The following is an 11,040-nucleotide window of genomic DNA, read 5'->3' as shown; positions in this document are numbered from 1 at the left end:
AAAACAACCCCATGCACAGTAGCTAAGTCCAACAGCCGCCTACACAATTTCGGAGTGCCGTCGGGCGGGGCCGCTCATTGCGCGCGCGTGCGAAAAAAGCCTGTCAGCGCTCGCTCAGCTCTTGGACTTCTCGGCATCCACCGCCTGCCAGCCGATGTCGCGGCGGCAAAAACCTTCCGGCCAGACGATGCGGTCGACGGCCTGATAGGCGCGCACCTGCGCCTCCGTCACGGTCTTGCCGAGCGCGCAGACATTGAGCACGCGGCCGCCATTGGCGAGGATGGCGCCGTCCTTCTCGATCGTGCCGGCGTGGAAGATCTCGGCGGTCTCGACCTCTGAGGCGTCATCGAGCCCCTCGATCCGCGTGCCTTTCTGATAATCGCCGGGATAGCCCTTCGCCGCCATCACCACCGTGAGCGCGGCCTCCGGATGCCAGCGGAGGTCAAAGTTCTTCAACTGCCCGTCGCAGGCGGCGAGGAAGGCCGGCACGATGTCCGACATCATCCTCAGCATCAGCACCTGGCACTCGGGATCGCCGAAGCGCACGTTGAACTCGAACAGTTTTGGGCCGTGCGTCGTCAGCATGATCCCGGCGTAGAGGATGCCGCGGAACGGCGTGCCGCGCTGCTTCATGCCTGATACCGTCGGCAGGATGATCTTGGCCATGATCGCGTCGTGGATCGCCGGCGTCACCAGCGGCGTCGGCGAATAGGCGCCCATGCCGCCGGTGTTCGGGCCGACGTCATGGTCGAACACGCGCTTGTGGTCCTGCGCGGACGCCAGCGGAATGGCGGTCTCGCCGTCGCACAGCGCGAAGAAGCTGATCTCGCGGCCCGGCAGAAACTCCTCGATCACGACCTCAGCGCCAGCCTCGCCGAAGGCGCCCTCGAACATCATGGCGATGGCGTCCTCGGCCTCGCGCACGGTCTTGGCGACGACGACGCCCTTGCCGGCGGCAAGACCGTCGGCCTTGACCACGATCGGCGCGCCCTGGCTCTGGACGTAGGCACGCGCATCGGCGGCGTTGGTGAATCGCTTGTAGGCGCCGGTCGGAATGCCGAATTCGGTGCACAGCGCCTTGGTAAAGCCCTTCGAGCTTTCGAGCTGGGCGGGGATCCTGTTCGGCCCGAACGCCTTGATGCCGGCGGCGGTGAGGTCATCGACGATACCGGCCGCCAGCGGCGTTTCCGGGCCGACCACCACGAGCTCGACCGCATTCGCCTTGCAGAAGTCGATCACGGCGGCATGGTCGGCGACATCGAGCGCCACGCACTCCGCCTCGCGCGCGATCCCGGCATTGCCCGGCGCGCACCAGAATTTGGTCACCAGGGGAGAGGCTGCGATCTTCCACGCCAGGGCATGTTCGCGGCCGCCGGAACCGAGCAGGAGAATGTGCATCGAAGGCTCGAAATGAGGGGTTTGCTGGGGGCGGAGGTCGCATGAATCGGGGTGGGGCTCAAGGGGGGATGGGCCTGAACTCCCGTCATTCGGGGAGCGTGGAGCGGCTGCTGTCGCTTCTGCCTTGTGGCAGGGTGGCGCGAAGCGCGGAGTGAATTCATCCACACGCACAAATGTTCGCTGAAGCAGGCCCCTCACCCGGGTAGGCTTGTCCGCGCTTCCTTCAATCAATTCCCGGTTTGCAATGCGAGCATTTCCCCCGGTCCGTGAACCGAGGAAATTCGCGTTCCATGTAAGCCTCAGCTTCAGCAAGAGTCGCTATCGGCGGAGACCAGCCAGTGGCCCCCGAGCCAGTTTTTTCCTGATTCTCTTGGCCTCGCCCCTCACGGCAATGAACGCACGACCCCTTATGAATACGAGCGCGCTTGTGGGGTGTCATGTGGGAGACATAAAAACTCACGATGCAGCCCTCCCGACAATAATCTTCCGCGCGCTCGGTAGAGATAGCGCGGGCGGAGACAATCGCAACGGAGCTACCTCAATGCCTCTAGTCTCTCTGGGGTATTGCGGTGCAGCGCACTAGTTTCAAGAACCTGCGCGGTTTATGCCCTTTTAGTGCAATGCCACTATAATTCGAGGCCTTAGCGATACGAATTACGGCGAGTGTGCACAAAGTTGCAAAGCCAAGCACCAGTTTTAGTGCACTGGCACCGTAATCAGGTCCCACATCGTAATCGACGCGATGCTCAAACGCCAATACGGTCACCCCTCTGAGTGATTTTAAGTGCCTCCGAAGCGGAATTCAGGAAAGTGCATGCGCTCCGAACCAAGGTTCGCAGTTCAATCGCTGTCGCCGGCTCTCGCTCGGTTTGCAGCAGCAAGAGGGTTTCGGAGTGGATCACAGGCTGAGTTACAGTCGAAAAGACTTCTTCATCGGTCCGGGCAACAAGAAGCCAGAAATCATAAGAAGAGCGCAGAATTCGAAGTTTATGAGAGTGAATGATCCGGCTTAGAGCTTGGTACAAAGAGATCGTGTCGCCGGGCTGCACGAAATAGGGGGCTTGCGGGGGAACTATCAACTTGCATGTTGGCAAGCGCGATGCCCGCATCGCATCCACCGTCTTCGCGGCTTCCGCAAAATTGCGCAGAGATGCGGAGAAGGTCAGTAAATCGCGCTTCGCAAGCAAGTCCGCGATGCTGTCCATATCATCTTGAACGTCGCCGTCGCCGCCCACTTCATTTCGCTTGGTGCAGCGGTACGAGTGCAAGCGCACCAGAAGCTCCATTGCTTGATCATAGAGGAAAAGCACGTCCTCCATGTTGAAACCCACCTATAAACCGGGAACGATCTTCGCCAATCGCACGAACCCGCACTGACCCGGCGTCGATCAGGATACGAACAATGACACAATGCAGGGTAGCAGCGCGATGGGCGAGGTACTTATCCGGATAATTCACAGCCCATCTCTGGCTGCTACCGGCGCTCGAACTTCGATGACAATGCCTAAATTGCAAATCCGAAGCATCAGTTGACATGGTTTAGTGCACTGTCACCGTAATTTGAGACTTAGGCATTAGCAATGGTCAGCCACATGCGCCGGGTAGGGCGCGCGTCAAGGGCGGGTTGCCGCTCGTCTGGACCCGTGATACGTGGCCCAACCGGAGCTTCAGAGATGCATTGAATTTCTGCGCCGATTGCGGGAAGAACCGAGCTTCACTGCTTGCGCTGCGTTCCCCAAAGCCCCATGTATCGGTAGCAGAACGGAGCGCGGTGTAACTTTGATCTCTCGTCAAGAACACCTGGCATATTCACATTGGCGATCTTGTCCCTGAAGATCAACTCGGGCCCGTCCACCCAATCGCCTTCCTCGATCGCGCTACAGTCCATCTCCATTTTGTGTGACACCTTCACGCGAGCACGGGTGAGTTCGTAGTCGGTGTCGTTTTTCGTGACGGTGAAGATCATGGGTGGGTTGTCGAAATTCTTGCTTCCCATCATAACGACGCCGGGGTCCTTATCGAAGTCAGGCAGCATGCGGATGTCGATCTGATTGCGAAGATAGGAGAGCGGGAGCTCTTCTTCCTTGCGAAAGCGAACGGCGCAGACTTTCTGCACCGTGAACATAGCGATCTGTGACTGCCCTCGCATTTCACTGACGACACACTCGTCGTACGATCCTGGCCGATCTAGATACCAGACCATGCCGCCAGCAATGATTGCAGCAACGATGACGCTTAAAGTGATTCCGACAACCCACCTGAACATCGCGCCCTCAGAAAATCGCTTTCGCCGCAAGTTCGAGCCAAGCGATGACCGCATCGAATACATGGCGGATCGGTGGAAATAGCTGAGTAGCTACAAACGTCCCCGCGGCGATCCCAAGCGGCTTCATTGCCTCATCCACTGCCTTGTCGATCTTTCTGCCTGCCCACTTCGCGGCAGCGACTAATGTATCCCGGAGCGGCTTCGCCCACTTTTTGATGAAAGCGATGAGCGGATTCTGCTTTTGAAACTCCGTCTTAAGCTGCAGCGTCGCTTGCTGAATTTCCGAGAAATCCGGGACATCAATATCCTCCGGCGGATTGTTGTGCCCGATGCCTCTGGCCCGGCGCTTCTCCATAATCTTTTCGAGCCGCTCGATCGCAACGAGGGCTTGCTTGCGCGCTTCTCGCTCGGCCGGTGAGCCGTAGTTAGGTCCTGGTTCATCGAGATAAATATCGAGAGAAGGAGGTTCGTCATCTTCTATGGGTTCGAAGTCTTCGGCTTTCTGGACTGGCGCCCAATCGAAGGTACCATCCTTCTCAATCTCCTGCGCGACCTCCTCGATCAGACTCTCCGGCACAATGTCGCCGAACATGGCGTACAACTCGTCCCGAGCCTCATACGGGCCGCCCCAGATATACTGGTAACCGCCCTCGGCGCTCTCATAAGGCGTGCTCTCAGCCGGATCCTCATATTCGGAGAAGAACCACTGTTGCATCAGATCGCGTTTTTCGGCCTTGCGCATACGCCGAAATTGCGTGCGCGAGACGCCAAACTGCGAGCCGTCTTCCAGGAAGGGGCGCTTGTCAGCCATGGCAGGAAATTAACAATTGAAAGGCCATCTAAACTAGGTTGAGATCAAGGAATGTACAACTCTTCCCATGTCCGGATGCCCACCGTCATGCCGGGTAGGACGGAATGGGGGTGGGATGCTCGGGCCACAGTTGCGGTGACAGTGCACTATTCTCGAAAGCCAGCGCCGCCGATACCATTTAGCGCACTGTCACCGTGATCGGGATCTCAAAGGACCCCGCGAGCCGGTTTGACACTGATGTCTCGTCTCCGCGCGCTGACAACCTTCATGGGCTCAATCTGAAGAGGAACCGAGCTTGACCCTACAACCGACGGCTGTTACGCTGGTTTTCTAGCTTCACGGGGGTGGGGTGATGAAGTGGGCGGGATGCTTAAGCCTGATTGGCTTGGCCGGTTGCACGGCTTTTCCAAGTTCGACCGAGCATGGAAGGGTTGAGATCCGCAAAATAGTGGACTCGATCGAGTGTGAACTTGCTGCGGTAGCGACCAGCGACGACCCCGACATCCAGTCGCGGGACATCATGAATTGGGTCGCCGCGACCGATCTCGATTTGACGCTAGTGCACTCTATCGGCGCAGATGGGAGCGTCAAGGTAGGTGCGCCAGCGGGGCTCGCCGTTTTGTCCGCCACACCAAAGGTCGGAATTTCGGATACCGACACGAGGATCAACCACATCAAGTTCGCCAACTCCTTCCAGAAGGCCAAGAGCCGTTATCCAGATAATTGCAAAGGTGTGGACCCGTCCGAGACGCGCATGGGCCTGGCCTATTGGTTGATGGGTAGTATTAAGGCGATCGACAAGGACGATCTTGTGGGCGTGAGCTTTACAAAGCAGTTTGAGATTGTCGCCAGCGCGAGCTCGCGCTTTGGTTACACCCTTGAGCCCGTCACGAATCCTGTCTCTGCGGATGCTGGCTTTGGAGGGTCACATGACCTCACCAACCGCTTTACAATTGCATTAACGCCGCCTCCGCCCCCACCCGTGCCTGCCAAGCCAATCAGGGTTCGGGTCACGAACTGGCCTAAGCCGGCGCCTTCTCCAACGCCCACTCCCACGCCGCTTCCACCCAAAAATCCCGATCCGAAAAAGAGCGATGAGTTCAATATGAGGCCATTCAGCGTGCCTGCCGAGCCTCAAGTCATCGCGCCGGCAGTTGCTCCAATACCGCAAGTGCGGCGCGAAAAGCCCTTCCAGCCGCAGCTAACGCCTAGACAGCGCGTTTTGCAGGATCAGGAGCTGAACCAGATGCTGCAGCGGAAATCGCCTGTGATCCTCTCTCCCGAGTCTCTGAGGTAGGGCGCGCCGACGTGTTCTACGCGATCATGATTAAGGTGACAGTGTACTAATTTCCAAAGCCAACGCAGTTGATACCACTGTCCACCGTAATTGATATTTCCGTCAAAGCTGTTGTAGGGGCCGCCCGCTGCTAGTCAAAATCTGCTGCCGGAGTTAACGGGAGGAATTCATGTGGGGATTGATCTTCGCCGGAATTAGCGCTGCCGCATCCGCGTTCAGCGCGGTGGATAGCGCTCTAAGTAACCGCTCCATCATCGACTCGCTTTCACGCGTTATTCACTACCTGGAGCAGATCGATGCGAAGCTCGACGTAGTATTGCAACAAAACAAGGAAATTCTTCGCAAGCTGGACGAGTTGCCCAGGGTCGTCAGAGCTATCGTGCAGGAGATCGTCGACGTCGCGCTGCTCGACGAACGGTACGCAACGATCCAATCAATCAAACTCAACATCACGAAGTTAAAACTTGGAAAGAGCTACCGCATTACCGAGCCGGGGTGGCGCGAGCTCTCCGGCACTGTTACGTATCTCTTTTTGCACGAAAATCGGATTAGCTACCTTTTCCGCCTGATCTTGGCATGCGAACTAGCCTTGGCAGCGACGCGCAACGAAGCAAAGCCATTCATTATCGCGCTGCTTCAAGGCAAGCTCGATCTGCTGAGGGCTCTCGAGACCGACTTCAAACAGCGTCTCGCCAGTGAGCTCGACACTTTGAAGTCGATGCTCGACCAGACACAGTACATCGTCAGCCACAATCTCTCCAACAGCCTCGACGACTTCAGCAAACTTATCTACGTCAAGCAGCCTGATCGGATGCGGACCATTCAGTATTCTGAACGGGTTTGCCATACGAAGATCGGGCATTGCGGTGAGGAGCACGAAGTTTGCCACGACGAGCCCCGCCAGAGGCAGGAGCCCGATACGCCGTTTCACTCCGCACGCGACAATTTTGTGTCACAGATTGAACAGCGGCGCGCAATAATCATCGCTATGTTGAATGATCTTAAGAACGTGCGAAGTGTTATCGCGGAGTTTGAGAAGTACCTAAAGCGCGTGAACGAGCTTCATGCACATAGCCCCAACGTCATGCTATTCCACAGCATCACTTCCGTTACAGCACTCGTCCATCCATCGGCATTGAAGCCAACGCTGACGACCGATGAAACCGAAGCTATGAAGGCCTACTACTCTGACGTTCCAAAGTTCGATGCTTCGGCACCCGTAACTTTGGATCTTTCCGACCGCGTCGAAATTGATGGGCGGTTCGCGGTGATATCAGCCATTTGTCCGATCTGACCGCTTCGCGACTTGAACCGGTCTTGTCTGGCCAGTGGGTCGGCCCCAAGGCGTACTAGTAGTCGCGCTTTGGATGTCGCAATGCGGTGTCGCTCGCCGGAGGCACTCGCGTTTGGAGCTGCCGCTTCGCGGCACCGCTATCACTGCCCCGAACGCGGGTGGCTTTTTCAGTCTAGCTCGGCTTCCCCGCAATAATCTCCTGCAACGTCGCCACATGCCGCGCAAACGCACCGCGCCCTGTTGCGGTGGCCGTCACCGTCGTCTGCGGCTTCTTTCCCACGAACGCCTTCTCCACCGACACATACCCTGCCTTCGCCAGCGTCTCGATATGCGCGCCGAGATTACCGTCGGTGGCGCCGGTGAGCTTTTTCAGCCGGGAAAACTCCAATCCTGCGGTGGCCGGCAGCGCGTTCAGCGCCGCCATGATCTTCAGCCGCAACGGCTGGTGAATGATGTCGTCGAGCTCGGCCATCAGATCCGCCGCATCCAGAGGCCGCCGAGGATCAGGCCACCGCCGTTGACGAAGGCCATCCAGAGCGGGAACGCCTCGCCGATGGAGAAATAACCGATCAGCGTCAGCGCGGAGATGCCAAGACCGATCGCGATGAAGGCATAGCCGAACCAGAGACCCGCCAGCGAATAGAACAGCATGAAGTAGAGCGGCCAGAACGTGCCGAGCTGGCGCGGACCGAAATGACCGAGCACGTTGGTGCAGAGATAGCCGAAGGCGAAGAACAGCAGGAACAGCAGAAGCAGTCTGATGTCGAAGCCGCGACCATGGGAGTGGCGCGGCGGATTGACCAGGCGGAGCACAACCATACCGGCAACGCCGACAACATCCACGGCAACCCAGGCGTAGACGGCATAGACCGGCCAGAGCCAGGTCGCGAGATTGCCCGCGAACACCAATACGCCCCACCAGACGGCAGCATAGCTCGCCAGTTCGTAGAGCTGCGATTGCTTCACGCGCTGGACGATGTCGTCGATATCGGCCAGCGCCGCGGACGCCTCCTTGCTGTCGATCATGACTGCCCCGCCCCGCGCGTTGCCACATCATCGGCGATGATCGAGATCGCCTTCGGGTTGGTGACGATGCCCATATGGTTGATGCCGTCGATGATCTTGACGTCGACCGACGGCTTGATGGCCTGCACGGTCTCCGCATATTTATCCGAGATCATCATCTCGTCCTCGGCGCCGCCGAAGATCGTGATCGGATGCGTTACCGCCGGAAGATCGATACGATAGCCGCGCGTTGCGAAATTGCGCGTCAGGCGGTCCGAATAGGTGGAGACGAGATACTTTGCCGAACTCGCCGGCACGGCGAGAGCGAGCACGGAAAGCTGCGCGCAGCAGTCGATGCCGAGCTTGCGCAGGGTGGCGAGCCCAAGAAAGCGCGGTAGGTCGAAATTGGCCCAGCCGCCGGCACGCGGCTTATTGGTCGGCGCGTCATAGCCGAGATAGGGCGCTAGCAGCACCGTGCGCACGAACATGTCCTGCATGATCGGTGTCGCGGCGACGCGCAGCGAGAAGCCGGCGCCGGCGGAATGGCCGATCAAGGTGAGCGGCAGATCCGGCGCGGTCTTGCGCAGCTCGGCGACGAAGTCGACGAGGTCGTCCTCGAGCTGGCCGACATAACCGATGTCGCCGCGCGTGCCGGAGCCGCCATGGCCGCGGATGTCGAGCGCCCAGGTCTCCACCCCGCGCGAGGCGATCGCATGGGTCAGCGCATGGTTGACGGTGCCGCTGGAGCCGGAGGAGCCGTGGATGAAGATCGCGCCACGGCCCGTTACGGCTCCAATGGCAGCGTAGTGGCGGAAACCGATCCAGGTGCCGTCGCGGGCCTGAAAGCGTTCCAGGGCCGGCAGCGTGGACCAGTCGATGCCCTTGGCGGAATCGGAGACCGATCGCATCTCCGGCGGTCGCTCCAGCGGCGTTGCGATCATCGCGGCCAGGATCAGCGCGACACCGCCGACCGCACACAGGGCCCATTTCAGTCCGCTCAAGACGCCGCGCAGCAGTCGAATTGCCATGACCCACTCCCCTCAAACTGATCAACTATAGAGAACTCTGTATAACAGAGTACTCTTTTGGTCAATCCCCGGATTGGCGCGGCGCTGCAAAAATCCTTAACGTCGGGTCTGATCCCCACATGCCGAATCGTTTGCCGATGCCTTCAGCGGAACCCCTGCTCAACACGCCCGAATTCACCGTTTCCGAGCTCTCGCAGTCCCTGAAACGGACGGTGGAGGACACCTATGGCCATGTCCGGGTCCGCGGCGAGATCTCCGGCTTCCGCGGGGCTCATTCCTCCGGCCATTGCTATTTCGCGCTCAAGGACGAGAGCGCCAAGATCGAGGCGGTGATCTGGAAGGGCGTGCACGGCCGCATGCGCTTCAAGCCCCAGGAGGGGCTCGAGGTCATCGCCACCGGCAAGCTCACGACCTATCCGGGCTCCTCGAAGTACCAGATCGTGATCGAGGCGCTGGAGCCGGCCGGCATCGGCGCGCTGATGGCGCTGATGGAGGAGCGCAAGAGGAAGCTCGCCGCCGAAGGCCTGTTCGACGAGGCGCGCAAGCAGCTGCTGCCGTGGCTGCCGGAGGTGATCGGCGTGGTGACCTCGCCGACCGGAGCCGTGATCCGCGACATCCTGCATCGGCTGGAGGACCGCTTTCCCCGCCACGTGCTGGTGTGGCCGGTCAAGGTGCAGGGCGAAGGCTCGGCCGAGCAGGTCGCGGCCGCGATCCGCGGCTTCAATGCGCTGCCGGAGGGCGGCAAGATTCCGCGCCCCGACGTGCTGATCGTCGCGCGCGGCGGCGGCTCGCTGGAGGACCTCTGGTCGTTCAACGAAGAGATCGTGGTGCGGGCAGCCGCCGAGAGCATGATCCCGCTGATCTCGGCGGTGGGGCATGAGACCGACATCACGCTGATCGATTTCGTCGCCGACAAGCGGGCGCCGACGCCGACGGCGGCGGCCGAGATGGCCGTGCCGGTGCGCAGCGATCTCTTCGTCGAGGTCGGCGACCTCGGGCGCCGCACCCGGTCCTGCTGGCAACGCGGCCAGGAGAGCCGTCGCAGCGAACTGCGTGCCGCCGCGCGCGCGCTGCCGGCGGCCGGCGATCTGCTGGCGATCCCGCGGCAGCGGCTGGATTCGGCGGGCTCGTCCCTGCCCCGCTGCCTCAAGGCCAACACCCACGCGCATTTCCGCAGGTTCACCGCCGCAGGCGCCAAGCTGACGCTGCGGGTGCTGCACGGCCAGATCGCGCAGGCCGATCATCGCCTCACGGTGTGCGGCGAGCGGCTCGGACTGTCCACGCGCTCGCTGCTGCGGCGGCGACGCGACCGCTTTGCCGGGCTGGAGGTGCGCTTGCGTGCCTCAAAGCTCTCCAATGCGCAGGCGCAGCGCAACGCGATTCACCGCCAGCGCGAGCGCACGCATCGCCTGGCCGAGCGCGCGGGCCGCGCGCTGGTGACGCTGTTGCAGCGGCTCGATGCCCGCGTCGAGAACAGCGGCAAGCTGCTCTCCGCATTGTCCTATCGCGGCGTGCTCGCGCGCGGCTTTGCGCTGGTGCGCGACGAGGCCGGCCATCCGCTGCATTCGGCCGACGCGATCGGGCCTGGTGCAAGGGTCGAGATCGAGTTTGCGGATGGCCGCGTGGGTGCGACCGCGGATGCGGATCGGCCCGCGGCCGCAGCGAAGCGCGCGCCTTCGCAAGCGAAGGCGGCGACGCAGGATTCCAAGCCCGCGCCGAAGCGCGTGGGCAAGCCGGTGGATCAGGGGAATTTGTTTTAGAGGCGCGAGGGCGTCGCGCCGCCCTCAGTGTCATTCCCCGCTCCAGTGCGCAATTGCGCACTGGGGCGGGGAATCCAGTACGCCGCGGCTTCTCCATGAATCACAGCCGCCTCGGTGTACTGGATCGCCCGGTCAAGCCGGGCGATGACAGTGAGTGTGTGGCATGCGCGTGCAGCGCCAA

Annotated in this window: 11 protein-coding genes; 3 read left to right on the top strand and 8 right to left on the bottom strand. The window is 60.6% G+C overall.

All coding sequences use genetic code 11. From position 1 onward, the window contains the following. Nucleotides 1-114 precede the first annotated feature (114 nt). The 4 genes from purD to IVB47_RS18860 all read right to left on the bottom strand — a co-directional run bounded on the left by purD (nucleotide 115) and on the right by IVB47_RS18860 (nucleotide 4,475). A complete protein-coding gene (gene purD, locus IVB47_RS18875) occupies nucleotides 115-1,398 on the bottom strand; it encodes a phosphoribosylamine--glycine ligase (RefSeq protein WP_247463112.1) in 1,284 nt (427 codons plus the stop codon). Between the two features lie 746 nt (nucleotides 1,399-2,144). Beyond that, nucleotides 2,145-2,717 carry a hypothetical protein gene (locus tag IVB47_RS18870; protein ID WP_247463110.1) on the bottom strand — a complete coding sequence of 191 codons (573 nt, stop codon included), beginning with the start codon at nucleotides 2,715-2,717 and terminating at the stop codon, nucleotides 2,145-2,147. A 395-nt stretch (nucleotides 2,718-3,112) separates the two neighbouring features. Further along, a complete protein-coding gene (locus tag IVB47_RS18865) occupies nucleotides 3,113-3,664 on the bottom strand; it encodes a hypothetical protein (RefSeq protein ID WP_247463108.1) in 552 nt (183 codons plus the stop codon). A gap of 7 nt (nucleotides 3,665-3,671) precedes the next feature. Further along, nucleotides 3,672-4,475: a hypothetical protein gene (locus IVB47_RS18860; RefSeq protein ID WP_247463107.1), complete on the bottom strand. Its 804-nt coding sequence runs from the start codon at nucleotides 4,473-4,475 to the stop codon at nucleotides 3,672-3,674. A 352-nt stretch (nucleotides 4,476-4,827) separates the two neighbouring features. On the opposite strand from IVB47_RS18860, the gene IVB47_RS18855 reads away from it, so the two are divergent. Both IVB47_RS18855 and IVB47_RS18850 read left to right on the top strand, forming a co-directional pair. Beyond that, a complete protein-coding gene (locus IVB47_RS18855) occupies nucleotides 4,828-5,772 on the top strand; it encodes a hypothetical protein (RefSeq protein ID WP_247463105.1) in 945 nt (314 codons plus the stop codon). A 169-nt stretch (nucleotides 5,773-5,941) separates the two neighbouring features. Next, nucleotides 5,942-7,066 carry a hypothetical protein gene (locus tag IVB47_RS18850; protein WP_247463103.1) on the top strand — a complete coding sequence of 375 codons (1,125 nt, stop codon included), beginning with the start codon at nucleotides 5,942-5,944 and terminating at the stop codon, nucleotides 7,064-7,066. Nucleotides 7,067-7,238: 172 nt separating this feature from the next. On the opposite strand, the gene IVB47_RS18845 is transcribed toward IVB47_RS18850, so the two are convergent. Genes IVB47_RS18845 through IVB47_RS18835 form a run of 3 tightly spaced genes read right to left on the bottom strand, consistent with a single transcriptional unit; the run spans nucleotide 7,239 to nucleotide 9,099 of the window. After that, nucleotides 7,239-7,538 (bottom strand): transcriptional regulator, encoded by a 300-nt coding sequence (locus IVB47_RS18845; RefSeq protein ID WP_247463101.1) that lies wholly within the window; start codon nucleotides 7,536-7,538, stop codon nucleotides 7,239-7,241. Continuing rightward, a complete protein-coding gene (locus tag IVB47_RS18840; RefSeq protein ID WP_247463098.1) occupies nucleotides 7,538-8,092 on the bottom strand; it encodes a hypothetical protein in 555 nt (184 codons plus the stop codon). The genes IVB47_RS18845 and IVB47_RS18840 overlap by 1 nt, the downstream gene beginning before the upstream one ends. Next, entirely contained in the window at nucleotides 8,089-9,099 is a 1,011-nt protein-coding gene (locus IVB47_RS18835; RefSeq protein ID WP_247463096.1) for an alpha/beta fold hydrolase, read from the bottom strand. Before IVB47_RS18835 ends, IVB47_RS18840 begins: the two co-directional genes overlap by 4 nt. Nucleotides 9,100-9,236: 137 nt before the next feature. On the opposite strand from IVB47_RS18835, the gene xseA reads away from it, so the two are divergent. Continuing rightward, on the top strand, nucleotides 9,237-10,859 hold the full coding sequence (gene xseA / locus IVB47_RS18830; RefSeq protein ID WP_247463094.1) for an exodeoxyribonuclease VII large subunit: 1,623 nt from the start codon (nucleotides 9,237-9,239) through the stop codon (nucleotides 10,857-10,859). Here the strand turns inward: xseA and IVB47_RS18825 are convergent. Further along, a partial coding sequence (locus IVB47_RS18825; protein WP_247463092.1) for a hypothetical protein occupies nucleotides 10,856-11,040 on the bottom strand: 185 nt, incomplete at its 5' end. The genes xseA and IVB47_RS18825 overlap by 4 nt on opposite strands.

Origin of the sequence: Bradyrhizobium sp. 62 (assembly GCF_023073035.1) — a bacterium.
Lineage (GTDB): Bacteria > Pseudomonadota > Alphaproteobacteria > Rhizobiales > Xanthobacteraceae > Bradyrhizobium.
This window is presented reverse-complemented; position numbering and strand designations above follow the sequence as displayed.

Excerpts from the sequence above, each read along its gene's own strand:
- xseA (WP_247463094.1), top strand. The coding sequence starts at position 9,237 with ATGCCTTCAGCGGAACCCCTGCTCAACACGCCCGAATTCACCGTTTCC.
- IVB47_RS18835 (WP_247463096.1), bottom strand. The coding sequence starts at position 9,099 with ATGGCAATTCGACTGCTGCGCGGCGTCTTGAGCGGACTGAAATGGGCC.
- purD (WP_247463112.1), bottom strand. The coding sequence starts at position 1,398 with ATGCACATTCTCCTGCTCGGTTCCGGCGGCCGCGAACATGCCCTGGCG.
- IVB47_RS18870 (WP_247463110.1), bottom strand. The coding sequence starts at position 2,717 with ATGGAGGACGTGCTTTTCCTCTATGATCAAGCAATGGAGCTTCTGGTG.
- IVB47_RS18855 (WP_247463105.1), top strand. The coding sequence starts at position 4,828 with ATGAAGTGGGCGGGATGCTTAAGCCTGATTGGCTTGGCCGGTTGCACG.
- IVB47_RS18845 (WP_247463101.1), bottom strand. The coding sequence starts at position 7,538 with ATGGCCGAGCTCGACGACATCATTCACCAGCCGTTGCGGCTGAAGATC.
- IVB47_RS18840 (WP_247463098.1), bottom strand. The coding sequence starts at position 8,092 with ATGATCGACAGCAAGGAGGCGTCCGCGGCGCTGGCCGATATCGACGAC.
- IVB47_RS18860 (WP_247463107.1), bottom strand. The coding sequence starts at position 4,475 with ATGGCTGACAAGCGCCCCTTCCTGGAAGACGGCTCGCAGTTTGGCGTC.
- IVB47_RS18865 (WP_247463108.1), bottom strand. The coding sequence starts at position 3,664 with ATGTTCAGGTGGGTTGTCGGAATCACTTTAAGCGTCATCGTTGCTGCA.
- IVB47_RS18850 (WP_247463103.1), top strand. The coding sequence starts at position 5,942 with ATGTGGGGATTGATCTTCGCCGGAATTAGCGCTGCCGCATCCGCGTTC.